Below are 24,834 nucleotides of genomic sequence, written 5' to 3' on the forward strand. Positions count from 1 at the left end.
GGTAAACAACCCGATTTGGCCCGAAATAATGGTTTAAGCCGCTCGGTTTATGTAAATTTGGAAATAATGTTTTACAAGTTTTCCTGAACCAGTTAATGAATTCCGAATTAAACAGAAGAGATTTTCTCAGAAAAGGGAGCCTCACGGCACTAGTTACAGCAATGGGCAGCCAGATCGTTTTTGCTAACCGGATGCCCGCCGGGTACCGTCCTATTTTCCTCGATGAGAAAGATGCGTTGAAAGGCAAGAATGCGGAAATGATCGTGCAGGGCGATAGACCCTGGAACGTGGAAACGCCGGTACATTTGCTCGACGACCGTATAACACCGGTCGAAAATATGTTCATCCGTAACAACGGTCTTGTTCCGGAAAAAATAGATGCAGCCAACTGGACGCTGACAATCGACGGCGAGTCGGTGAAAGCACCTAAGACCTACACATTGGCCGACCTCAAAAAGAAATTCAAACAATATACTTATCAGCTGGTGCTGGAATGCGGCGGAAACGGTCGCTCGGGCTATCAGCCACAAGCCTCGGGTAATCAATGGGGCCAGGGTGCAGTGCATTGCGCACAATGGACGGGCGTACGGCTGAAAGACATTTTGAATGACGTAGGCATTCAAAGCGATGCCGTATATATAGGTTACCACGGCAAAGACCTCCACCTGAGCCGCGATCCAAAAAAAGAAGCGATCTCGCGCGGCGTGCCCATTGCGAAAGCCATGGAAGACGAGACGCTCATTGCATGGCAGATGAATGGCAAGGACATTCCCGAATTCCACGGCTACCCGCTCCGGCTCGTGATCGGTGGCTGGCCTGCTTCGGTTTCCGGGAAGTGGCTGAGCGGCATTTCGGTACGGAACAAGGTACACGACGGCCCTAAAATGGAAGGCCACAGCTACAAACTGCCCCGCAACCCGGTAGCGCCTGGTACTGAAATTCCGGCTACCGATGAATATTACAAAATCATCGAATCCATGCCGGTGAAATCATTGATCACCTATCCCAAGACCGGTGCGATGATCGACCCGGGGAAGGAGCTCGCATTGCGCGGACACGCGTGGGCGGGAGACCATTCCGTTAAAAAAGTAGAGGTTTCGATTGATTTCGGGGCTACCTGGAAAGAATGTAAACTCGAAGCGCCGGTGAACCGCCTGGCGTGGCAGCATTGGAATACCCATATTAAATTTCCGACTAACGGATATTATGAAATATGGGTGAAAGCCACCGACGAAACCGGCGTTGCGCAACCAATGCTGGCACCGGCCTGGAACCCTGGTGGGTATCTGAACAATGCTTGTGAAAGAATTGCCGTGAAAGTAGGATAATGTACCACAATGCTCCCGGGCAAATACGATAGTTTATGAAAGTCCTTTTAATTGCCATGCTCGGCGCGGGTATTGTTTTTCAAACCCTCCCCGAAATACCGGCCAAACGTCACAATGCGGGCGCGGCAGTGGCCGATACCACTAAAAAAGATCCCGAAACGGGACTCATCGTGGACGAAAACCTGTACATGGTGAAAGCGCAATGTACCAATTGCCATTCAACCAAGCTGATCACGGCTAACCGTTTTACACGCGACGGCTGGAAGCAGAAGATCCGCTGGATGCAAGCCAACCACAACCTATGGGAGCTGGGCGATGCCGAGAAACCGGTACTCGATTATCTCGAAAAAAATTATTCGCCAACTGCCTCAGTGGCAAGGAGAGCGCCTTTGAAGGACATCAAATGGTACAAACTGGAACAACACTGATCGGAAACAATAGCTATCTTTGGCACTCAAACTTTATGAATATTACGCGTGCCTGATTTCCGTTTTCTCGTTTCCCGATTTGCATTTTCCAGCCTGCTGTTCCTCGTTCTCACAAGCACCCCGACCATGCTCGCGTCGTGCGCGCTCGCATCTGAAGAAGGCCGGCAACTAACCAGTAACAGCGATTTACCTAATCCACTCAAAGCGGAAGTGATCGGGATCCAGGATGGTGATACGATCGAGCTCAAATATATTTATTCCGGCAAAAGGGCGGGGCGCAGAATGGGCAAGAATGTGCGGATACGTCTGCAGCATATCAACTGCCCGGAACGCAATATGCCTTTTTACAACAATGCGAAGCAGTTTACGAGCGAAAAATGCTTCCGGAAGGTGGTTAGTATCCGTCACAAAGGTGAATTCGATAAATATGGCCGCTTGTTAGGTGAAGTGGTACTACCGGATGGTAAGGTGCTAAATAAGGAATTGGTCAAGAAAGGCCTGGCCGTGCATTTCAAAAAGTATTCGCACGATCAGGAATATGCCAAACTTGAAATAGCCGCTAACAAACAAAAAATAGGCATCTGGACCCAGCCTGGAATGGAACTGGGGCATTTGTAATAATATGGAGCATTCGTCGGTAGCACTTTTTCAGATCCTTTATCAGAATGAAACTTTGTTTCAGCTGGAAGATCGTGTGCCGACCGAACATTCCATACATGCCGCGGCAGAATTTCAGTCCGCATCACAGGTACCCGAACCTGCCCATGTACAGGCGCCCGTGTCCTCATTGCCGGCGACACCTGCGGTTCCGACGCAGCCTCCCATCTCATTGCAGGCAGCAACGCCGGCAGTACCGACCAACACCCCTGCATTACCTCTGACACCAGCAGTACCGGCCCCAACGCCTGTAAATACGCTCGTTCATGCGCCTTCCCCTGCGTTCCCCGCATTGAAGCACAAGGTACTTGTCCTCACCGATGAGCCGAAGCAGGAGGAAATGCTCATGTCCGAAGCATTATTCCTTGATAATATCCTCAAAGCCGTCGGCCATTCGCTCGAAACGAGCGATGTCTTGAATTTCAGTTTCATGCCCGGCCAGGATGCGCGTAAGGTGCTTTCGGGTAAAAAGACCCACTTTTTCATATCGTTTGGCGTACCGCTGATCAAGCTCAATCTCGACCTCTTGCTGGTGCCTTATACGCCTAAGAATCTGGAAGGTATATGGTTCCTGCTCGTCGATCCGCTCGTGGTGATCGAGGCCGACCGGAACCTCAAGAAGAAACTCTGGCAAGCGTTACAGAAGATGTTCGAAATGTCCTAATTCCCAGGCGCTTACCTATTTTAATAGCCGGTCATCACAATATTATAGCGAATTTGTTTGTTTTCATGGATAATCGCAGGCTAACCCATGAAAAACTATGGCCAAACTGACTGAATTAATTGCCGGCTGGTTTCGTCCGAGAGAGTCCGACGAAAACGAATTTTACGATGATGAGCCTGTTCAGGCGAACGACACCCCTACTCGATCAGTGGAACAAAATCCGATCAATCAACCAACCGTTACCCACAACAGGCAACCGGTAATGGCTGCTGCGCCGCAGTCTCAGCAACCAGCCTTTCAGGCACCTATGCAGGCCGCATCTCAGCCGGCCGCACAGCCCGTACCTCAACCATTTGTAACGCAGTCGACAGCGGCCCAGCCCATTCCGCAAAATCCGGAGCCACAAAGCGTGGAGGTTCCTATTCCGTACTGGCTCGAAGACGAGGACACATTGCGTGATGAGGGCGTGCTTTTCGGCCTTTCGGAGTCCGACCCGCACGAGAAAACCGACATTATTCACAAATATTTCTCAAACCTGGCCGCGTGGCATATTGCGGATATCGAGCAGCATAACGAGCGCATTCAGGAGCTGAATCTTTTCATTGGTCAGAAACAAAACCGGATCGATGAATTGCAGGAACGACTGAAAACACCGGGCTCCCGTACGGAAGGCGAACATCATCTCCCGCGCACGCTCATAGGCATTACACTATGCGCGGCCATGTGCGTGGGTAACTTCTTCCTGATCCGCGAGTCGCTCAAACCCGCGTTTGCGGATAATTCGTGGATCGCGCTGGGTGTATTTCTGGCGGGGATGTTCAGCTTGTTCGGCCGCATTTCGCTTTTCCACGATACCGATTCGAAAGTGACCTGGAAATCGCTGCTGGAAGAAATAGGATTGCCGTTCGCATCTGCCTTGTTCGTGTTTGCGAATGTAATTACGTACCAGACTTGGTGGCAGGCGTTTGCGTTGTTCGTTTTCGTGTTTTTCCTCTTCCTTTTTGCTGGAAAACTCCTGCTCAGCAACATTACCGTGCTGCGTAATGACCTGCAAGTTTGGTTAAATATTCGTCGCGATCGCCAGGATTTTGTTGAAAATAACTACAACTGGGAGTCGGAATGCCAAACATTACAGGAGGAGATCGATAATCTGCGGGTAAATAAATGGCAGGTACTCCGCGAGCAGAGCCACGCCGAGACCGAGCGCGACCGCCTTTTTGCCAAGCGGGACATGCTGATCAAGCTTTTTGAGAGCGAATTTTACCTTGCGCGCCGCATGAAAAACGAGCTGACCACCCGGCAGCTTAACCTGATCCAGAAGGGCAAATAGTGGCGGAAAGATGATCAGGCGGTGCGCCGATGGCGCGGTTTTTTACCTTAACTCACATTCGATCAACCCTAAATAGGATCATGAACGAGCAAAATCTAAATGAAAACGGAGATTACCAACACGGTTACACACGTGGAATGGAAGGTATCGACCGTGAAGTATATGAGAATTATTTGTCCAGTAATGTAAATCATGGCTGGATCCAGGACCGGCTCAATGAGAAGAGACAAGAGCTCACGGAAACGCGGTCACGGAATCAGCAGGCGCTGACAGAACACAAAGCTGCATATGGAAGACTGCAAAACGAGGTAATGGGCCTCAACAATGCAGCCACGCAAATGAAGGACATGGAACGCTCGATCAACGAAATCGACACGCAGACGGAGGAGTTGAAAGAGAAACGTGCTGAGAAAGCGCCTTCCTATTCGCTTATCGCCGGCTTGATCTTCCTCGCCGCCGGTATTTCATTCATCGCCGGTGACCTGATTATCTCGCATGAAATCGTAGCGTATGCATTAAATATCCGGAACTCCAACGAGGCCTGGGCATTTGCGATCGGTTTGGCGATGCTTTCGGTATTGTTGAAACCGGCCTATGACCGACTGGTGGAAGAACCTTACCACAAGGATGAATCGCCGAAAGCGAAATCGCGGTACGCGGGTTTCAAGCTGGTATTATCCATTTTCGCGATCGTTACGCTGATCGTGCTCGGCTGGTTCCGGTACGAAGCCTACCGCACGGATAAGCTGAAAGAGGCGATCAACAAATCGGTTAAAAACCTGCAATTGAATGCGGTGGACCCATTGACCGGTGCGCCGGTAGATAGTCCAGCCCTGACCAAAAAAATCGAGCAGGCATTGCAAAATTCCGATCAGCTTAACCTCGACCTCGTAAACAGTCCGTGGGCATTGCTGTCGTTCGTGTTGAGCGGCGTGCTATTCGCGATCGCGGGTGCGGTATCGCTGGGTATGGCGTTGCCGGTGTTGCAAGGCTTCTGGTACCGCTGGTTGCAGGTCGACCCGAAACTATGGCGACTCCGCAGAAGAAGAAAGCGGATCCTGAAACAAATGGAGCCTTTGCAGCAGACTGTTACGCAGCACATGACTCAGAAAACCGTTCTGGAAAACGAAATCGAGCTTTTGCCTAAACTGGAAGAGCTGAAAGCGGAGGAAGCGAAAATCAGGGCCGAAATAGAGGCGCTGGAAAATGAACGCAAGCAAGCATTGACCGACAGCCGTATTCAATCGTTCGGCGACGGTTATGCACACGGACAGGTAACCCGCGATGTGATGAACGAGGAAGAATACGATGCCTGGCGCAACAGCCATCTGACGGTTTCGAACCTCGCATTACGTGCCAAATCGAATGCCTCCGCCGATCGTGCCGTGCCGCGTACCCGCAGCACGGGAATGCGTCCGCACCAGGCCATCCGCAAGGCAATCACCGACCGCTTTGACGAAAACAATTTATAGTTTCTTAAATTGGGGGGCTCATTTCCTTTATTATGATTTTGACCCCCCATTTAAGAATTATCTCCTGCGACGATACGCTTTATGATGCTATCCGCATGGGAAACAATACATTAGCCCGCGTTATGGGTGTAAACGTCCCTAAAAAGTGGACGGATTTCCGCGATACTTTTACACCATCTTATCACCGTTGGAAAGCCCACCCGCCATTGCGCGACTGGTGGGTTTATCTCATTATACACGTTCCTGACAATATGCTGATCGGCTCCTGTGGCTACAAGGGCGAACCCGATTCGAATGGCGCAGTAGAGATTGGCTATGAAATCATTCCGTCGTACCGGGAGAAAGGGTTAGGCACGGAAACGGCCAAAGGCCTGACGGATCACGCGTTTCAGCACCCATCCGTACGTAAGGTGATCGCTCACACGCTGGCAGAAGAGAATGCTTCCGGGCACATTCTGGAAAAGTTGGGTTTTGCCCAGATCGAGGATGTCAACGACCCCGACGAAGGGTTGCTCTGGCGCTGGGAAATTAACCGCCGATAATCGGAATGTCCGCGATCTAACTCAAATTCGCGGGTTTTCAAGGTCAAAAATAAATTGGATTGGTTCGATATTTTTTTGGCTTAATTGATTATCTTAATTCACAAATAGTCATTCTTACCCTTTGCTCTGAAATTATGGTCTCGATCTCGAAGGATACCTATCCATGGCTTAAAAACTACCCGGAAGGCATTCCCTATGAAATAAATCCCGATGCGTACTCGTCCTTACTCGAACTGATGGAGTCGAGTTTCCGGGAAAATGCTGATAAGGCTGCTTTTACGAATATGGATAAAAAGCTGACTTTCGGGCAATTGGATGAACTTTCAAAGAATTTTGCCGCCTACCTCCAAAGCATCGGCCTGAAACAGGGTGACCGCATTGCCTTACAAATGCCTAATCTGCTACAATACCCCGTCGTGATGATGGGCTCGCTGCGCGCAGGGCTAACAATCGTGAATACAAACCCCTTGTACACGCCGCGTGAAATGCAGCACCAGTTCAAGGATTCGGGAGCGAAGGCAATTGTCATACTGGCCAATTTTGCGTCAAACCTGGAAAAGGTCATTGCCAATACTGATATCGAGCACGTAATCATTTCCGAAATCGGCGATATGCTGGGCTTTCCTAAAAAGCTGATCGTGAATGCCGTGGTGAAATACGTGAAGAAGATGGTGCCTGCTTACCACCTTAAAAACACAGTGACACTCGCCCAGGCCCTATTGGCCGGCTCCGGCGTCACTTATCAGAGACCGAACGTTTCCGGTCTCGATATCGCATTTATTCAATATACCGGGGGTACCACTGGTGTATCTAAAGGCGCCATGCTTACGCACAGGAACCTGATCGCCAATGTGGAGGGCATTAATGAATGGCTGATGTCCAAAATGCGCAACTCGGAAACAACCGGGCAGTTGACGCTCATCGCCGCGTTACCGCTGTATCACGTCTTTGCTATGACAATCAACGGGTTGTGCGGTATCAAATGGGGAGCATTGAATGTGCTGATCACCAACCCGAAAGATATTCCTGCATTTATTAAAGAACTCAAAAAATACACTTTCCATATTTTCCCGGGCTTGAATACCCTCTTTAATGGCTTGCTGAACAACCCGGAATTTGCTTCGGTCGATTTCTCGAACCTTAAAATAACGATCGCGGGCGGCATGGCGCTGCAAAAGATCGTCGCGGAGCGCTGGGAAAAAGCGACCGGCTGCCCGCTGGTGGAAGGCTATGGACTTTCCGAAACCTCGCCGGTACTCTCGGTGAACCCCTTGAACGGCAAACACAAGCAAGGTACCATCGGCTTGCCCTTCCCGAGTACCGAAATGCGTATACTTGGTGAGGACGACAAATGGCTGCCGGTAGGAGAGCGCGGCGAAATCTGCGCGAAAGGCCCGCAGATTATGTTGGGCTACTACAACCGCCCCGATGAAACCGCCAAAGTAATCCTCGAAGACGAATCTGGCCGCTGGTTCAAAACGGGAGACATCGGTATCGAGGACCCTGACGGTTTCTTCAAGATCGTAGACCGGAAAAAGGATATGATCCTCGTTTCGGGTTTCAACGTTTATCCCAATGAAATAGAAGATGTGGTAGCCCAATGCCCCGGCGTTGCGGAGGTGGCCTGTGTGGGCATCCCGGACGAAAAATCAGGGGAAATGGTGAAAATTTTCGTAGTCAAAAAAGACCCCGAACTGACTGAGGAAAAGGTAAAAGCATACTGCAAGGAAAACCTCACGGGCTACAAGAATCCCCGGCAGATCGAGTTCCGGAAAGAGCTTCCCAAAACCAATGTAGGCAAGATCCTCCGCCGCGCGCTGCGCGAGGAAGAAATGGCGAAAGTTAGCCACTAGGACCGCAAACGGGCGAAGGTTTAGTATATTTAGGCAAACAAGTTCTCAACCTTGAATGCAAATCTATATGAATCTACACCGGAAAACTTTGGTATTACTACATGGTCATGGCATAGATGACACGATTTGGGACAGCCTCGACGCTGCGATCAACGACTCTTACACGGTAGTAAGACCGAACATTTCGTTACTTACTTCCTGCCATTCGGTGGAGGAATATGCGGACGAACTGCATCGCTTCCTGACCAACGCCAACATTCAGAAATGTACATTGATCGGCCATTCGATGGGAGGCTATATTTCTCTTGCATTTGCTGAAAAATACCCCGATATGCTTGAAGGTTTCGGGCTTTTCCATTCCACAGCGTACGCCGATGATGATGCGAAGAAACATCAGCGCGGCCAGATGATCGACCTGCTAAGGACCTACGGCACCGAGTCCTTCGTCAAAAGTACTGCCGCAAACCTTTTCGGTGAGCGTTATAAAGAACTTTATCCGGAGCGTATCAAAGAACATATCGCATATTTTGGGAAACTCCCGGCCGAAGCGCTCATCGCCGGTATCACAGCCATGCGCAACCGCCCCGACCGCACCGCGGTGCTATCCGGCCTGCCCTTCCCTGTTTTGTTCATCATCGGAATGCAGGACAAGCTAATCCCCTTCGAGAGCGTCATCGAACTCGCCGAATATCCGAAAAAGAGCTATCCGCTGATCTTCGCCGAAGCAGGTCATATGGGCATGGTGGAACGTCCGGATGCCACGGCCAGGATGATCAATTGGTATATGAGTAAAATTTAACAGAAGAAAAAGGAGAATTTCTCATCAAAAACAGGCCATTATGCGTTACCACTGATATACTAATGGCCTGTTTATCTTTTAGCTATGCAAAAATCTATCCCTTCCCTTTCATTTCGATACCTTGGCTTCCTGCTCATTTGGAGCCTGCTAATCCTCAACTCATGTAAGGATGATGATACCAAACTGGTACCGCCTACCGAGGAGAATGTCTATTTGAAGGAAAGTACTTCGATTACGACGTTAACCAAAGAACAAATCATTCAAAAAGCCGGAACATTAGGCGGGTTGGCGAGTGCGTATGTAAAAAATGGGGTTAGGGTTTATAAAATCACCTACAAAACCAAAAACACCGATGGCGCTGAAATAACTGCTTCCGGAGCGCTGGTATTGCCCGTGGTTACGGGCCCGGTATCAATGATCAGCGTGCAGCATGGAACCATCACCAACAAGAATGAAGCACCATCCCTCTTCCAGGATGGTACTGAGGGGGCATCGTTCGGGTCTCTTTTTGGCTCAATGGGGTATATTATAGCATATCCCGACTACATTGGCTATGGCGCTTCCGACAATCTCCCGCACCCGTACGAGCATGCTGCGAGCCTCGCATCGGCATCCCTGGATATGATCCGCGCCTGCAAAGAATTTCTAAGAGGCCAAACAGAAGTCAAATGGGATGAGAAATTATACATTGCAGGCTACTCGGAAGGCGGATACGCGACGATGGCACTGCAGAAGAAGATCGAAGAAGAGGCTGCGTCGGAATTCAATCTTCGGGCGTCGAGTTGCGGGGCAGGTGCATACGATAAAACCGCGTTCATGAAATACATCATCAATTCTCCCACGCAAGGCATTTCATCTTACAACTCCCTGTACCTGTGGGTGCTATTGACGTATGACAGAATATATAAGCTGAATAAACCATCCACATACTATTTCACCGATAAGTACGCGTCCCAAATCGCAAAAAACGGCGTTAATGTGGCAATCAACGAAAGTTTCAGCAACATCCTCAACGATTCTTTCAAAAGACAACTCAACGACGGTACCGATAAGGGATTCATCGATGCCATTGCTGATAACGATGTTTACAATTGGAAGCCGAAAACGCCGACAAGGCTCTATCATGGCGATGCGGATCAGCTGGTTTTCTTTTTCAATTCCCAGAATGCCTACAATGCAATGCAAAAACTGGGCGCTACCAACGTGGAGCTGTTCAAGTATCCGACAGGCACTCATAGCAGCACAGTTCTTTTCTTTCTCACCGGCACTCAGGATTTTTTCGCCAATATTCAGTAAATATTCAGATATATTTGCATCCCACTAGTTTCATAGGGTAAATATGCTTTTTGCAACCAAGTTTTCTACATTTTCTTTCCGGCGGGCATTCTTTCAGTCCGTTCGATGTTGTTGATTTACGCTTTCCGAAAGTCGCCGGACCGCCGGTAACTTTGTATACGTACCTTTTTTGAATCACAACATCACGAATACACCATGTCATCATTACTGGATCTGGTAGGCAATACACCCCTGGTTGAATTACGAAGAGTTAATCCCAATCCCAACGTCCGCATATTCGGCAAGCTGGAAGGCAACAATCCCGGCGGCAGCGTGAAAGACCGCGCGGCGTACAGCATGATCAAAGGCGCGCTCGAACGCGGCGAAATAAAGCCCGGCATGAAGCTCGTAGAAGCTACCAGTGGCAATACCGGCATTGCACTGGCCATGATCGCCCGGCTTTTCGACCTCGAAATAGAGCTACTGATGCCGCAGAGCTCCACCCGCGAACGCGTGCTCACGATGGAGGCATTCGGAGCAAAGGTGATCCTCACGGAAACGATGGAAAGCGCCCGCGACCTGGCCGAAGAAAAAGCGGCCGCCGGCGATTATTTCATGCTCAACCAATTTGCCAATCCCGATAACTGGAAAGCGCATTACCGGACCACAGGGCCGGAAATTTACCGCGATACCGATCAGCAGATCACCCACTTCGTATCTTCAATGGGGACGACCGGCACCATTATGGGGGTATCGCGCTATTTGAAAGAGCAAAACAGCAACATCCAGATCGTAGGCTGCCAGCCCAACGACGGGTCGAATATTCCTGGCATCCGCAAATGGCCGGTGGAATATCTCCCAAAAATATTTGAAAAAGAGCGCGTAGACCGCGTGATCGAAGTGTCGCAGGACGATGCCACACTCACTACCCGCCGACTGGCCAACGAAGAGGCAATTTTTGCCGGAATGAGCAGCGGAGGCGCTGCCTGGGCCGCCATAGAGCTGGCGAAGGAATTGAAAGAAGGCGTGATCGTCTTCATCATCTGCGACCGCGGCGACCGATACTTGTCGAGCGAGCTGTTTGGGTAGAACTTCGGCTATCGGCTGTCGGCTATCAAACTAAAAAAGCCGACCGCCGATAGCCGACGGCCGAAGTACCTTAAAACCATCCCGATCCCAGATTCCGGAAAGGCCAGGGAATAGCTACCAGGATAATGATCAGGGCCAATGCGTAGAAGTACAATACCGTCCGGTGCTTGTCGGCACCGGTGAGCTTCTTCGAGCGCACCCTTCCCACAGTAATGAGCACAATGGCGATCAGCATCATGAATACGTGTTCTATCGAATAAAACCGAAATACTTTCTCGCTGATCAGATCGAAGTTAACTTTGGGGCTCATGAAATACAGCACCAGTCCGATCAACAACTGAGTGTGGGTTGCGATGAGGGTAAAGAGGTACAGCTTGCTGTCGTCCTGGCTGCCCTTCTGCCAGTTGGAGTACGCCGTAAAAATCGCTGCAATCAAAAGTCCTAACACCACATAACGGAGCCCCGAATGGGCGTGTAGAAGAATATTCATGATAATACTGGTTACGGTGAATAAGTATATGCATGCAAATGTAACTCGCAAACATAAATTTTTATAAAATGATCGTCTATAACATCACAGTCAATATCAGTTACCAGGCCGAAAAAGATTGGCTGCATTATATGAAATCGGTGTATATCCCGGAAATCAATGCTACGGAGCTACCGCTGGAATGCAAGCTGCTGCGGCTTCTCACCGAGATCGAGAACGAAGGTTCGACCTACACTACCCAGTTTAAATTCAGGACGATGGAAGATTTTCTGGCATATCAAACCCATTTTCAACCGGCCATGCAGGAGCGCCATCACGAGCTTTTCAACGGGCAATATGTCTCTTTCAGGACACTTTTGGAAGAGGCGTAAGACCCGTATACGTGGTTTTTACAGGCAAATAAATGTACCTTAAAAACCACGGTTATTACTTGACATTAACTTAATATTTCCTTTTATTTAATCTACCGTTAAGGCAGATTCAACCAGGAGATCAGCCCGGATAGTACGCGTTTTTTATAACTATCCGAAGATGAATAAACCTCCGGTCCGAAATCTGGAAAACGGTTGGAAATATGTTTTACTTTAAAATGATGTGTGCTTATGAGACTGCAGATGCAAGCAATTCACTTTGATGCCGATCCCAAATTGCTGACATTTATTCAGCAAAAATTGGATAAACTGGATACGTTCTATGACCGGATCACCAGTGGAGAGGTATTCCTTAAGCTCGACAGGAATGAAAACACCAAGTTGCATACCAAACTCCTCGAAGTGAAGCTCTATGTGCCCGGCGGGACGATGTTTGTGAGGGAGCAGGGAACCACCTTTGAAGAAGCAACCGACTTAGCAATAGATACCCTGAAAATGCAGGTTAAAAAATTCAAAAATAAAAGGAACAATGCCAGGGCTCCGAAAGCCCTTGACGGACTATCCGAAGACAATGGGGTAGTCGTGCTGGCCGAAGATATAGAAGAATAGACCAGCGTTCAATTTGAAGCAGGAAGCCGCCTACCGTCAGGCGGCTTTTTGCGTTTTAGATGTATTTTTGAAATTCCAATCTAAGTAAATGACCCATTTATGCAAATAGAACCTGTTGTCGACTCGACATTCGACCATCTTTTCAAATTCACGCAAGAGCAAGTGCAGGCATTCGCTGATCTGACTGGTGATAACAACCCGGTCCATCTCGATGCTGAATACGCTGCCACCACGCAGTTCAAAAAACCGATTATCCACGGAATGCTGGGTATCACGGTTTTCACGAAAGTACTCGGCACGCAGTTCCCCGGTTTCGGCTCCATTTATCTGAAGCAAACCGTGGAGTTTTTGCGACCCATGTATGTCGAAACGGAGTATCGCGCCGTTTTCAAGATCGTATCCATCAATCCAGCCAAGCATATCGCGGAAATATCCACCGAGATTTACGACGCCACTACCAAAAAGATCGCCGTCCGTGGTATTGCCACGATGGTGAACGAAGCAAAATTCTGAAAAAGGAAAAGCCCCGGCGATCATCGTCGGGGCTTTTAAAGTCTTCCGTGTGCTTGCTGATTATTCGCCTGCGTTCTTTTTGTTCTGAACTTCCGCGCGAATATCCTGAGCCAACGTTTTCAGGTCCTGCATGCCCTTACGTACACGAGTTCCGGCAGCCTGGTTACCTTTGTTATAGAACTTATCGAAATCGCCCTCCAGTGAAAGAACCAGTTCTTTTACTTCATCGAATCTTGCCATGTTTTCTTTGTTTTTTAGTTTTAAAAAATGCCTCTCACACGCTAAAAACGCATGTTTTGACCGAAATTTAGTAATTAAAACCATTTAAGCAACCCAAAAAACAAAAAAAAACACTTCTAAAATACAATTAAACACCCAACCAAAGATAATACACTCATTAACAATGAGTTAAGATTGGCAGGTTTTATTGTCCGATAGTAAATAAAAAAGAGAGCTTTTTCAAAAAAAGCCCTCTGTACGCAAAAAAAGCGGTTTTATAACTATTCCACGACTTCTTGTACTGCGTCGCTCTGGTAAACTCTGTTTTTGAGTTTTTCGGCGAGCGTCGTGAAAGCGTTCAGCGTATATTCAACATCTTCGAGCGTATGCGAAGCAGTCGGAATGATGCGGAGCATGATCTGGCCCTTCGGTACTACCGGGTAAACCACGATCGAACAGAAAACTCCCATGTTCTCGCGCAAGTCGCGCACCATGCGGGTAACCTCAGGCACACCGCCCTCGCTGTGAAGGAAAACCGGTGTTACAGGCGACTCAGTTTCACCGATATTGAAGCCACGGGCACGCAAACCGTCCTGCATAGCCCTGACGTTTTCCCAAAGCTTCGCACGCAGTTCCGGCATTTGCTTGATCATCTCAAGACGTTTGCGGCCGCCTTCTACGTAAGGCATCGGGAGTGCCTTCGCGTAGGTTTGCGAACGCATATTGTATTTGAGGAACATGATGATTTCCGGATCGTTCGAAGCGATGAACGCTCCGATAGCCGCCATCGACTTCGCGAATGTAGAAAAATAAAGGTCAATTTCGTCTTGCACACCCAGCAACTCGCCTACACCGGCACCAGTTTCGCCCATTGTGCCGAAGCCGTGCGCGTCGTCTACGAGCAAACGGAAGCTGTATTTCTTTTTCAATTCGGCAATGGCTTTCAGATCGCCTACTTTACCTGACATTCCAAAAACGCCTTCGGTAATCACCAACACGCCGCCGCCTTTCTCCTCTGCGAGTTTGGTCGCACGGATCAGATTCTTTTCAAGGCTCACCATGTCGTTATGGTTGAACTTGTAATATTCACCCAGTTTCGCTTTGTGCAGGCGGATACCATCGATCAGACATGCGTGCGATTCGGCGTCGTATACGATCACGTCGCGGTGGTCGCAAAGACATTCGATCGCGGACATGACGCCCTGGTAACCGTAGTTGAGGAGGAATGCATCTGTTTTACCGACAAACTGCGCCAGTTCCTTTTCAAAAATCTCATGCAGGGTAGAGTTTCCCGACATCATCCTTGCGCCCATCGGGTACGCGAGGCCCCATTTGGCAGCGGCTTCGGCATCCGCTTTACGAACCTCCGGATGGTTCGCCAGACCCAGGTAATTATTGAGACTCCAGTTCAGCACTTCCCGTCCCATAAATCTCATGCGCGGCCCAAGCTCTCCTTCCAGCATCGGAAACGAAAAATAATGGTGGCTGTTCAGCATTTTGGCTGGCGTTCCGATCGGACCTGAGTTGTTGCGCAATTTCTCGAAAATATCCACTCTCTCTTTTTTTATGTGGGTAACTGATGATTTAAATGTTAGATAAATGCAAAAATAAAAAATTTACATTTAACTAAAAAAAGACCTTCGTCATTGCAACCTACGGTAAGTTAGTAAATTAATGGGAAGAGTGCCTTTATTCGGCACTCGGTATTCCAAACCTTACCACCATTTTTATGCCCCAAATCCGAAAAATTCTAATCGCCAATCGGGGCGAAATTGCTTTGAGAATCATGCGTACCGCACGGGAAATGGACATCGCGACAGTCGCCGTGTTCAGCGAGGCGGATCGTGCGTCCCCGCACGTACGCTACGCCGACGAAGCCGTGTGCATAGGCGCGGCCCCATCTTCTGAGTCCTATCTGAATATTGATAAAATCCTGAAAGTCTGCGAAGAACTGGGCGTCGACGCGATCCATCCAGGCTATGGGTTTCTCTCCGAAAATGCAGGTTTTGCGAAACGGGTAAAGGAGGCCGGGCTGATCTTCATAGGTCCTTCGCCGGAATCAATCGAGATCATGGGAAGTAAGCTCGCTGCGAAGCGAGCGGCTTCGAAGTACAATATCCCGATGGTACCCGGCACACCGGACGCCATCGACGACCGCAACGAGGCCAAACGCATTGCCGACAGCATTGGTTACCCGATTCTCATCAAAGCCAGCGCCGGCGGTGGCGGGAAAGGCATGCGCGTCGTAGAAAACGAAGCAGAATTCGACGAGCAAATGGACCGGGCAGTGAGCGAGGCACAGGCGGCATTCGGAGACGGGTCCGTTTTCATTGAAAAATACATTACCTCGCCGAAGCACATTGAAATCCAGGTCCTGGGCGACCATCATGGCAACATTATCCACCTTTTCGAAAGAGAATGCTCTATTCAGCGGCGGCATCAGAAAGTGGTGGAAGAAGCACCGTCGATCTCCATTACCCCTGAAATTCGCGAGGAAATGGGACGCTGCGCAGTGGACGTCGCACGCTCCTGCAACTATTACGGGGCGGGTACAGTAGAGTTTATCATGGATGAGAACCGGCATTTCTACTTCCTCGAAATGAATACCCGCTTGCAGGTAGAGCACCCGGTAACGGAAATGATCACCGGCGTGGACCTGGTAAAAGAGATGATCAGAATCGCGGAAGGACAACCCCTGGCCATCGCACAGGAAAATTTACAGATCCGCGGTCATGCCATTGAAATCAGGGTTTACGCCGAGGACGCGTCCAATCATTTCCTACCCGACATCGGCACTTTGCATACGTACGTGAAGCCTGACGGCAATGGCGTGCGGGTGGACGATGGTTTTGAACAGGGCATGGAAATCCCGATCTACTACGATCCGATGATCGCCAAGCTGATTACTTATGGCGAAAACCGGGAAACGGCGATTCGGAAAATGATGAGAGCCATTGACGAATACCAGATTACGGGTGTGCAGACCACGCTTCCATTCTGCCGGTTTGTGATGCAGCACGAAGTATTCGTGAACGGCAGCTTCGATACCAATTTTGTGAGCCGGCATTTCAATCCGGATGTGTTAAGTACAAAAAACGATGAAGAGGTCGCGGGCCTTGCAGCGCTGATCTCCGCCCTTCTTAGCGATACTTTGCATGAAAGCAAACCTGTTCAGAATGAGGAAGTGAATGCAAATGCATCCAAATGGAGAGCTCGCCGCTTCACGGCACATTAAAACTGTCGTATTTCTTGAAATTTTTTAAAAAAATTCCTACTTTTGCGGTCTTATTTTAGATAAGGGCTGATTATACAAATTTTTTGGGCAATTTGAAACGCCTGCAAGTATTCCCGCTATGAAATTTTCTTTGAAAGGTGAATGCTTATCTAGTTAATAATTGCTATAATTCAGTTGTAATAAGTGCCGGAATCCGCCAGAAATCGGGATTTACCCTTTTTTCCTGACATTATCTACGACCAAAGAAATTCACAGAATATCCAGCTATGAAGCTATCCGAATTTAAGTTTGATCTTCCCCAGAGTTTAATCGCACTTCATCCTTCCGACCGCGGAGAGTCCCGCCTGATGGTCGTTCACCGGAAAACAGGAGAAATTGAACATAAAACATTCGCCGATGTGATCAATTATTTTGACGACGGCGATGTAATGGCTATCAACGATACGAAGGTATTCCCTGCCCGCCTTTACGGCCAAAAGGAGAAAACCGGCGCGAAAATCGAAGTTTTCCTGTTGCGCGAATTGAACCGTGAAATGCGCCTTTGGGATGTTCTGGTTGATCCAGCACGTAAAATCCGTGTGGGTAACAAGCTGTATTTCGGCGACAGCGACCTGGTAGCTGAGGTAATCGATAATACCACTTCCCGCGGCCGTACGATCCGTTTCCTTTACGACGGCGACAACGACGCGTTTATGAAGCTGGTCGACGAGCTGGGCGAAACTCCGCTTCCTCCCGAAATTATCTCCCGCCGCAAGGTGGAAAGCGCCGATCGCGAGCGTTTCCAAACCATTTTTGCGGAGCACGTAGGTGCCGTAGCCGCCCCCACTGCCGGTATGCACTTCACCAAAGCCATCATGAAGCGCCTGGAAATCAAAGGGGTTAGCTTCGCTCCTGTTACTTTGCACGTAGGTTTAGGCACATTCCGCACCGTAGACGTGGAAGATCTGACCAAACACAAAACCGACTCCGAAAACTACCGCATTACACAAAGTACCGCCGACGTTGTGAATAAGGCAATTGATGGTAAAAAGCGTATTTGCGCGGTGGGTACCACGTCTTTGAGAGCTATCGAGTCGTCGGTGTCAGCGAGCGGCCATTTGAAACCGGTGGAAGGCTGGACGGACAAGTTCGTGTTTCCTCCGTACGATTTCAAGATTGCCAATGCATTGCTATCGAATTTCCAGCTGCCCGAATCGATCCTTTTGATGGCCGCTTGCGCCTTCGGAGGTTTTGATCTGGTGATGAAAGCTTATGATATCGCCATCAAGGAGAAATACAAATTCTTCACGTACGGCGATGCGATGCTGATCATTTAACATACAACCCTGAAATCCAATGGTCATTTATGATCAGCGACGCCCGTCCTGAGCCGTAAATGACCATTTTTTATGAGTCCTGAATCCAATGCAAGAATACGTCATCATCGTGGCCGGCGGAACCGGAAGCCGCATGAAAAGTGATATCCCGAAACAGTTTCTCTCCGTAAACGGCGTGCCCGTGCTGATGCACACGATCCGTGCATTTGCCGGTTATTCGCCCAACCTGCGCATTATCGTAGTACTACCATCAGAGCAGTTCGGTTTTTGGGAAGAATTGTGTAAAAAACATAGCTTCGCCATCGCCCATCAGCTGGTAGCGGGCGGCAAAACCCGTTTTCACTCGGTCAAAAACGGATTGAATTGCATTGTCGAGCAGGACGAATTCCTCGTGGCGGTTCACGACGGCGTTAGGCCGGTTATTTCGCGGGAGATTATCGCCGAGAGTTTTACAAAAGCCGCATCACACGGCGCTGCGGTGGTGAGTGTACCTTTGAAAGATTCCATTCGGATTGTGGGCCAGAACGAAGGCAACAAGGCGATGGACCGCACGCTCTTCCGACTTATCCAGACCCCCCAAACTTTTAGATCGTCGTGGATGAAAGCCGCATTTACCGCCGATTACCACGAATCGTTCACGGATTGCGCGAGCGTGCTCGAAGCCTGGGGTTACCACATCCAGCTTATCGATGGCGCTTACGAGAATATTAAAATCACAACACCGGAAGACCTTCGCTGGGCGGAAATTTACCTCACAGCCACTTCTTAAACCATTCGAAGGCCTCCTTCTGCATATCTGCGTCAAATTTGTGCGGCCCGTCGTAAAAACTGGCTTTATATTTGTCGGAGGCCCCCGCTTTTTTGAAAACTTCTGTCAGGATAGCATCCGCAGCCTTCATTTCTGGAAGTGTGTACAGTTCGTCCTGGTTATTGTTTAAAACTAATGTAGGTAATGGCACCCTCAGGCCCAGAATCTCGGGAAAATCAAGGTACTTGGGCAGCAACGGCGTGTAGGTCATCCAGGTATGATTGAATGATTTATTCAAGATCAAATCCTTCCAGGTCGTCATAAAACCGACGCAAACGGCGCATTTAATGCGGGGATCGAGGCCGGCCAGGTACACCGTGCGTAAACCACCTCCCGAAAGCCCGCCGCAGCCAAGGCGGTTGGCATCTACTTCTTTCCGGTCTGCCAGAATATCGAGCGCAACTTGATCTTCTGCCAGAAACACACCCGGCCAGGTGGTACCGGCCGAAAACAGCGATTTGGACATCACATGCTCATGCTCCGATGACCACGCATTGTAAGTCTTGATATTCTCGGGTTTTTCGGGATCTACGTCCGATTTGCCTTCAGTGCTTACGGCGCCCCAGTTCAGTCCTTTTGTGTCTTCATAATAGACCCGGCGGCTACCGAACGCAAAAGTATCATGCACCAACACCACGTGACCTTGCTTTGCAACCTCATTCGCCCAAGCCTTACCACCGTAATCCGTTTCCTGATGCTCTTTCAATATCGGATGCTGGTCACCGGAAGTTTTGACAATCTTTCTTAATCCGAAATACTTCATTCCCGCATGATCATGAAGTCCCAGAATGCCCGGCAAAGGTTTGGTAACGCCTGCCGGTCTGAGCAAAACCGCTTCGGTAGGCCGCCCGTAAGGTAATTGCCACGATAGTTCTTCTATTTCCAGTCCATCGTAGGTATACTTTTTCTTGACAGTAACCTTTGGCAATGCCGGTTTCGCAGGAGCAGACACCAACTCTATCGTTTTCGCCAAAGCTTCTTTCCGCCAGGCATCGATATTATCCCATTTTTTATTACGAAAAGAAAGCGGAGGCTGCGCCGGAAGCAATGAGGCGGCCCAGGGACCATAAGCGCCGATAAGGCTTTTATCTGATGCCATAGAAAGCGGATTATTACTGTGTGTATTAAAAATCGGAGCTGCTGCGGTTACCGGAGCGTCACCCGCCATCGACAGCGCTACCGAACCGGCAGTGTTTTTTAAAAACGATCTTCGGGATATTTCACCAGCATTGCGTTCCGTGTCGACGGTTTTCATAGGCTATACTTTAACGAATATTTTATGACGATACAAGAAGTAGAGGAACAGCCATACCAGCACAAAACCGCCCAACGTGTTGTACACCTCGTGCCAGTTTTCCGGCGCATGTTTATAGATGCCCGCAAAAAGCAGTCGCGATGATTCGTTGAAATCCACAAACCGCACGGCCAGGTAAATAACCAATGAATTCAGCCCTATTACGCGGAAGAAAAACGCCCATCTGTGGTACCCCTGCACATCGATGATCCAGTAAAACAATGCAAGCATCACAAACGCCATTCCCGAAGTAAGCATAATAAACGAGCTCGACCAGAGGTGTTTGTTGATAGGAAACACGAAATTCCAGACCAGTCCGATAACGATTCCCGCAAAACCGAATAGGAATAGTTTTCTGAGTTTGGGATTTGCATTGCCTTGTCCCAGCAAAATGTCACCCGCCACCGTTCCAAAAAGTGTGAGACATATCGCCGGAAATTGGGTAAGTAATGCGAGCTCGTCGTAAGTACCCTGCTTCAATATGCCCGGCATGAAATTACGATCAATCCATCCCACCAGGTTTCCCTCAAAGGATAGGTCGCCGCTGCCAAAGCCCGGCACAGGCACTACTAGCAATGTCAAATAATAAGCGACCAGGATGCCCGCAGCAATATACAACCGTTGATTTGCCCCACATTTCATATACAAAATAGCGGAAATAAACGTCGCGAGCCCGATGCGCCCGAGCACGCTTCCGTAGCGTATATGTGCGGGGTCGAAAATATCCATCGGCGCATTCTTGTCAAGAATACCCAATGCGATCAGGATCAGCATCCGCTTGAACACTTTATTTCTGATCACTGAAGGTGAAATACCCTTCGCCAAGCCGCCCGTGACGCTGAATGCGAGCGAGGTACCGGCCAGGAAAAGAAACAACGGGAAGATAAAATCGTAAAATGTAAAGCCATTCCACGCCGGGTGCTCGAACTGCGCAGCGACAGCGTCGATGAACGGAATGCCCGTCTTTCCGCCCAACGTGGCTATAAACTGCCCGCCACCTGCGATCATCAGCATATCGAATCCCCGCAATGCGTCGATCGACGCCAGCCGGCCCGGTGCATTGGATTGCTTTACTTCTTTTGGAACAACAATAGACGGTGCTTCCATAGGTTTAGGGATAACGGTTTGGAATAGAAGCTACTGTACCACTATTTTTTACCCGTAAGGGCGCTGCTATTTCGGCATTTCGATATTTTTATCGGCAGTTTCGATGGCCGACAGCAAGCTGGCCGATTCTCTGTCCAGGAAAAACGTACAATTCGGATGAAGCTGCAAAATACTCGCCGGGAATGCATTGCTAACCTCGTTTTCCAGGCTATTCTTAACTGCTACCGCTTTTCTTTCATCGGGAACCGAGCAAATGATGTGCGTCGATTTCATGATCTGCCGCACCGACATACTGATTGCCTGCAACGGCACTTCTTCCAATGATCCAAACCACCCCTCACCCATTTGCTGACGGCGGCAAGGCTCGTCGAGGTTTACTACTAAATACGGCGAATCTGTCTCAAAATCAGCCGGAGGATCGTTGAAAGCCAAATGTCCATTCTCGCCAATGCCTACCAGCGCTACGTCTATCGGGCGCTCACCAATTTCCCGGGCCAGGTATTCCAGTTCCTTTTCCAGATTTCCTTCTCCATTAATAAGATACGAAGCGCGCAAAGAAGGCACTCTCGACAAAAACCGCTCGGCCAGATATTTCCGGAAACTCGCCGGATGTGTCACGGGTAGGCCAATATATTCATCCAAATGAAACATCGTGACTTTCGACCAGTCAATATCCTTCTCTTCGATCAGCTGGTTCAATGTTTCAAACTGGCTTGTTCCCGTTGCCAGAATTACATTGGCATACCCCTGCCGGGTAATCGTGTCCCGGATAATCATGGCGGCATATGCCCCCGCACTTTGCCCTAGCTCCTCCTTTGTCTCCGAAATAATAACTTTCATACGCTTTTATGATTTTACTTCTGTATTACCGCCCTCCTTCAATGCAATGTCCACGGGCTTGTTTTTCTTCCACGAACCATTGGTAAAGTCCGGCACATCGATTGAATTCGATCTGTTCGCCACCGACCATTCCGTTAAAGGCGATATCACACTCCATGACGCTGCATCGTATACGTCCTGGTCCAATGGCAGCCCGTTGCGGAGGCAGTCAATCAATCGCCAGTCCATCAGGAAGTCCATTCCCCCGTGACCACCTACCTTTTTCGCCAATGCACCTACGCGCTTCACGATTTCGGGCTGATATTGCTGTTCAAGCGCTTTGAATTCCTCAGGTTTAATCCAGTCGTGCCCGTGCGAAATGCGGCCCTGCGTGCCATCTTCGGGCAGCGGATATTTTTGAGCGGCACCTTTCGTACCGCTGATCAGGTGTAGGCGTGAATAGGGCCGGGGAGAAGAGACATCGTGTTGTAACATGATAGTCTTTCCCTTATTCGTTTTGATAACGGAAGTATTCATATTGCCACGGAACGATTTTCCTGCAAATTGCTTGAAATCGGGGTCTTTGGCAGCCAGTTCGTTGGCCCTCGCCTGCAACATATAGTCGTTGCTGCTCATCGAGACCAGATAATCCATTTTATCGCCACGATTGATATCCAATACCTGGGCAATCGGGCCGAGTCCATGCATCGGGTACAAATTCCCATTCCGCCGGTTCTCCTTCAAGCGCCAGAGTTCGAAACGTTTGTCCTTTTGGAAAAGTGATTCGAAAATGTCGTGGATATAGGCGCCTTCAACGTGTACAATTTCTCCGAAATAGCCTTGCCGGGCCATATTTAATGTAAGTAATTCAAAAAAATCGTAGCAACAGTTTTCCAGCATCATGCAATGCTTTTTGGTTCGCTCGGAAGTTTCAACCAGCTTCCAACAGTCTTCAACCGTGGTAGCTGCCGGGATTTCCGTCGCGACATGTTTGCCGTGCTCCATCGCGTACAGCGCCATGGGTGTATGCAGGTTCCATGGCGTGCAAATGTAGATTAAATCGATGTCGTCACGCTCGCACATCTTCTTCCAGGCGTCGGGTGAACCGGAATAGGCATCCGGTGTGTGTCCGGCATCCGTCAGGAACTTCTTTGCATTGTTGGCCTTTTCAGGCACAATATCAGCCACGCCCTTCACATGCACACTCGCAAGGTGCACAATACGCTTAATGGCCCCGCCCCCACGGTTTCCCATACCGATATAGCCTATACGCACCGTATCCATTTTGGGCGCTGCATAACCGCTCATGTTGAAGAGCTGCTTTTTGTCGGTTGGAACGATGATCCCCGGTTCACCAGTAACTTTCGCATTGGCTCCCGCTATGCCAAGCGTGCCCAAACCGGCTATTTTCAAAAATTCCCGCTTTTTCATTTGCTTTGAGTCGTTGTACAATCCAAAAAAACGTTTGCAATCGTACAATTTTACAATGATTTATAGCGGCATTCCAGATATTTGCTTTAAATAGTAGCGAGAACGTTATCGAAACCAGAATTTCATTCCATGCCATGAAGCGGTTAGTTCAATGACAAGAAGATTAACTACGATCAAAGACATAGCGAAAGCACTCGGAATATCGGTAGCAACGGTCTCGCGGGCGATGAGGGATACTTACGATGTAAGTGCAGAAACGAGGCAACTGGTGCTCGATACGGCTGCCAAAATGAATTATCGCCCCAATTTTAATGCGACCGGGCTGGTCAAAAGCGGGACACATAAGATTGCCGTGATCATTCCGGCTATTACCAATTACTACTTCTCTACTGTCATCACGGGTATTCAGGAATATGCTTTGGAACAAAATTATCAGGTAATGCTGTACCTGACGAATGATTCGGCTTATTGGGAAACGAAAGTTGTTCGTGAACTATCCCTGAGCAGCGTCGACGGCCTGCTTGCCTGCATTACCTATGAAACAACCGATTTCAGCCATTTTGAGGAGCTGATCGAAGCCGACGTGCCTTTGGTATTCTTCGACCGCGTCCCTGAGGCTGTCAGAACATCTGCTATCGTTCAGGACGATTACACCGGCGCCTGCATGGCCACCGAGCATCTGATTGCCCAAGGTTATTCCAAAATCGCCCACCTCGCCGGCCCACCAGGCCTAAATCTAACCCAACAAAGGCTCCGAGGCTATCTCGATACATTGAAAAAGCACAATCTCGAATCATACGGAGTAATCCACTCCGGTTTCAGCGATGAGAACGGGCGCCAGGACATAGAAATATTGTCTAACAGCACATCACCGCCGGACGCAATCTTCTCCGTGAACGACCGTAAGGCATTCGGCGTGATCTTATGGCTGCGGGAGCACGGTATTTTGGTAGGTGAAGAAGTGGGGGTTATAGGTTTCACCAACGATCCAACGTCCAAAATCATATCACCATCTCTTTCTACAATTGCTGAGCCCGCCTATGAAATTGGCCGCAAAAGCTGCGAGGTACTGATCAGGCATATTCAAAAGCAGAGTTATCCAACACAGGAAATTTCACTGCCTACGGAGCTAATTGTGCGGGAATCTACAAGGAGGGGTAGGTAATGGAACCGAACAAAGCCCCC

At 49.2% G+C, this 24,834-nt stretch carries 25 protein-coding genes; 18 read left to right on the forward strand and 7 right to left on the reverse strand.

The window, feature by feature from the left end:
• Nucleotides 1-95: 95 nt before the first annotated feature.
• The 11 genes from AC2YIT_RS05285 (at nucleotide 96) to cysM (ending at nucleotide 11,437) form a co-directional block, all read left to right on the forward strand.
• Nucleotides 96-1,328, forward strand: coding sequence for a sulfite oxidase (locus AC2YIT_RS05285; RefSeq protein WP_430841739.1), 1,233 nt, complete (start codon nucleotides 96-98; stop codon nucleotides 1,326-1,328).
• 35 nt (nucleotides 1,329-1,363) lie between these two features.
• On the forward strand, nucleotides 1,364-1,756 hold the full coding sequence (locus AC2YIT_RS05290) for a hypothetical protein (RefSeq protein WP_487278464.1): 393 nt from the start codon (nucleotides 1,364-1,366) through the stop codon (nucleotides 1,754-1,756).
• Nucleotides 1,757-1,804: 48 nt separating this feature from the next.
• Nucleotides 1,805-2,374 carry a thermonuclease family protein gene (locus tag AC2YIT_RS05295; RefSeq protein ID WP_487278465.1) on the forward strand — a complete coding sequence of 190 codons (570 nt, stop codon included), beginning with the start codon at nucleotides 1,805-1,807 and terminating at the stop codon, nucleotides 2,372-2,374.
• Nucleotides 2,375-2,378: 4 nt separating this feature from the next.
• Nucleotides 2,379-3,077, forward strand: a complete 699-nt coding sequence (locus AC2YIT_RS05300) for a hypothetical protein (protein ID WP_487278466.1) — start codon at nucleotides 2,379-2,381, stop codon at nucleotides 3,075-3,077.
• A 97-nt stretch (nucleotides 3,078-3,174) separates the two neighbouring features.
• Nucleotides 3,175-4,407 (forward strand): DUF4106 domain-containing protein, encoded by a 1,233-nt coding sequence (locus tag AC2YIT_RS05305; protein WP_487278467.1) that lies wholly within the window; start codon nucleotides 3,175-3,177, stop codon nucleotides 4,405-4,407.
• An 80-nt stretch (nucleotides 4,408-4,487) separates the two neighbouring features.
• Nucleotides 4,488-5,879 (forward strand): hypothetical protein, encoded by a 1,392-nt coding sequence (locus tag AC2YIT_RS05310; protein WP_430841729.1) that lies wholly within the window; start codon nucleotides 4,488-4,490, stop codon nucleotides 5,877-5,879.
• Between the two features lie 32 nt (nucleotides 5,880-5,911).
• Nucleotides 5,912-6,421: a GNAT family N-acetyltransferase gene (locus tag AC2YIT_RS05315; protein WP_430841727.1), complete on the forward strand. Its 510-nt coding sequence runs from the start codon at nucleotides 5,912-5,914 to the stop codon at nucleotides 6,419-6,421.
• A 134-nt stretch (nucleotides 6,422-6,555) separates the two neighbouring features.
• Nucleotides 6,556-8,274, forward strand: coding sequence for an AMP-binding protein (locus AC2YIT_RS05320; protein WP_487278468.1), 1,719 nt, complete (start codon nucleotides 6,556-6,558; stop codon nucleotides 8,272-8,274).
• Between the two features lie 67 nt (nucleotides 8,275-8,341).
• Nucleotides 8,342-9,073: an alpha/beta fold hydrolase gene (locus AC2YIT_RS05325; RefSeq protein ID WP_487278469.1), complete on the forward strand. Its 732-nt coding sequence runs from the start codon at nucleotides 8,342-8,344 to the stop codon at nucleotides 9,071-9,073.
• 84 nt (nucleotides 9,074-9,157) lie between these two features.
• The gene (locus tag AC2YIT_RS05330) at nucleotides 9,158-10,369 is read left to right on the forward strand and encodes an alpha/beta hydrolase family protein (protein ID WP_487278470.1); all 1,212 of its coding nucleotides are present in this window, start codon (nucleotides 9,158-9,160) and stop codon (nucleotides 10,367-10,369) included.
• 195 nt (nucleotides 10,370-10,564) lie between these two features.
• Nucleotides 10,565-11,437, forward strand: a complete 873-nt coding sequence (cysM, locus tag AC2YIT_RS05335) for a cysteine synthase CysM (protein WP_430841719.1) — start codon at nucleotides 10,565-10,567, stop codon at nucleotides 11,435-11,437.
• A gap of 70 nt (nucleotides 11,438-11,507) precedes the next feature.
• Here cysM and AC2YIT_RS05340 read toward each other — a convergent pair whose 3' ends face one another.
• A complete protein-coding gene (locus AC2YIT_RS05340; RefSeq protein ID WP_430841717.1) occupies nucleotides 11,508-11,927 on the reverse strand; it encodes a cytochrome B in 420 nt (139 codons plus the stop codon).
• 68 nt (nucleotides 11,928-11,995) lie between these two features.
• Between AC2YIT_RS05340 and AC2YIT_RS05345 the strand changes: the two genes are divergently transcribed.
• The 3 genes from AC2YIT_RS05345 (at nucleotide 11,996) to AC2YIT_RS05355 (ending at nucleotide 13,420) form a co-directional block, all read left to right on the forward strand.
• The gene (locus AC2YIT_RS05345; protein ID WP_430841715.1) at nucleotides 11,996-12,298 is read left to right on the forward strand and encodes a DUF4286 family protein; all 303 of its coding nucleotides are present in this window, start codon (nucleotides 11,996-11,998) and stop codon (nucleotides 12,296-12,298) included.
• Nucleotides 12,299-12,529: 231 nt separating this feature from the next.
• The gene (gene hpf / locus AC2YIT_RS05350) at nucleotides 12,530-12,907 is read left to right on the forward strand and encodes a ribosome hibernation-promoting factor, HPF/YfiA family (RefSeq protein WP_430841713.1); all 378 of its coding nucleotides are present in this window, start codon (nucleotides 12,530-12,532) and stop codon (nucleotides 12,905-12,907) included.
• A 99-nt stretch (nucleotides 12,908-13,006) separates the two neighbouring features.
• Entirely contained in the window at nucleotides 13,007-13,420 is a 414-nt protein-coding gene (locus AC2YIT_RS05355) for a MaoC family dehydratase (RefSeq protein WP_309990245.1), read from the forward strand.
• A gap of 60 nt (nucleotides 13,421-13,480) precedes the next feature.
• On the opposite strand, the gene AC2YIT_RS05360 is transcribed toward AC2YIT_RS05355, so the two are convergent.
• Nucleotides 13,481-13,660, reverse strand: coding sequence for a histone H1 (locus AC2YIT_RS05360; protein WP_430841709.1), 180 nt, complete (start codon nucleotides 13,658-13,660; stop codon nucleotides 13,481-13,483).
• Nucleotides 13,661-13,920: 260 nt separating this feature from the next.
• Complete coding sequence (locus tag AC2YIT_RS05365; protein ID WP_430841707.1) at nucleotides 13,921-15,192, reverse strand: aminotransferase class I/II-fold pyridoxal phosphate-dependent enzyme; 1,272 nt, start codon at nucleotides 15,190-15,192, stop codon at nucleotides 13,921-13,923.
• A 176-nt stretch (nucleotides 15,193-15,368) separates the two neighbouring features.
• Here AC2YIT_RS05365 and accC point away from each other — a divergent pair, with 176 nt between their 5' ends.
• From accC to AC2YIT_RS05380, 3 genes are all read left to right on the forward strand, one after another.
• Nucleotides 15,369-16,874: an acetyl-CoA carboxylase biotin carboxylase subunit gene (gene accC, locus AC2YIT_RS05370; RefSeq protein WP_487278471.1), complete on the forward strand. Its 1,506-nt coding sequence runs from the start codon at nucleotides 15,369-15,371 to the stop codon at nucleotides 16,872-16,874.
• A 266-nt stretch (nucleotides 16,875-17,140) separates the two neighbouring features.
• Complete coding sequence (gene queA, locus AC2YIT_RS05375; protein WP_430841703.1) at nucleotides 17,141-18,190, forward strand: tRNA preQ1(34) S-adenosylmethionine ribosyltransferase-isomerase QueA; 1,050 nt, start codon at nucleotides 17,141-17,143, stop codon at nucleotides 18,188-18,190.
• 88 nt (nucleotides 18,191-18,278) lie between these two features.
• Nucleotides 18,279-18,959 (forward strand): 2-C-methyl-D-erythritol 4-phosphate cytidylyltransferase, encoded by a 681-nt coding sequence (locus tag AC2YIT_RS05380; protein WP_487278472.1) that lies wholly within the window; start codon nucleotides 18,279-18,281, stop codon nucleotides 18,957-18,959.
• Here AC2YIT_RS05380 and AC2YIT_RS05385 read toward each other — a convergent pair.
• The 4 genes from AC2YIT_RS05385 to AC2YIT_RS05400 form a co-directional block, all read right to left on the reverse strand.
• Nucleotides 18,943-20,253, reverse strand: a complete 1,311-nt coding sequence (locus tag AC2YIT_RS05385; protein ID WP_487278473.1) for a dienelactone hydrolase family protein — start codon at nucleotides 20,251-20,253, stop codon at nucleotides 18,943-18,945. The genes AC2YIT_RS05380 and AC2YIT_RS05385 overlap by 17 nt on opposite strands.
• Nucleotides 20,254-20,256: 3 nt before the next feature.
• Nucleotides 20,257-21,399 carry an acyltransferase family protein gene (locus tag AC2YIT_RS05390; RefSeq protein WP_487278474.1) on the reverse strand — a complete coding sequence of 381 codons (1,143 nt, stop codon included), beginning with the start codon at nucleotides 21,397-21,399 and terminating at the stop codon, nucleotides 20,257-20,259.
• Nucleotides 21,400-21,465: 66 nt separating this feature from the next.
• Nucleotides 21,466-22,239 carry a glucosamine-6-phosphate deaminase gene (locus tag AC2YIT_RS05395; protein ID WP_487278475.1) on the reverse strand — a complete coding sequence of 258 codons (774 nt, stop codon included), beginning with the start codon at nucleotides 22,237-22,239 and terminating at the stop codon, nucleotides 21,466-21,468.
• 6 nt (nucleotides 22,240-22,245) lie between these two features.
• Nucleotides 22,246-23,649 carry a Gfo/Idh/MocA family protein gene (locus AC2YIT_RS05400; RefSeq protein WP_487278476.1) on the reverse strand — a complete coding sequence of 468 codons (1,404 nt, stop codon included), beginning with the start codon at nucleotides 23,647-23,649 and terminating at the stop codon, nucleotides 22,246-22,248.
• Between the two features lie 151 nt (nucleotides 23,650-23,800).
• On the opposite strand from AC2YIT_RS05400, the gene AC2YIT_RS05405 reads away from it, so the two are divergent.
• Nucleotides 23,801-24,814, forward strand: a complete 1,014-nt coding sequence (locus AC2YIT_RS05405) for a LacI family DNA-binding transcriptional regulator (RefSeq protein WP_487278477.1) — start codon at nucleotides 23,801-23,803, stop codon at nucleotides 24,812-24,814.
• Nucleotides 24,815-24,834: the final 20 nt, after the last annotated feature.

The sequence above is a fragment of the Dyadobacter sp. SRI_021 genome (assembly GCF_057586235.1).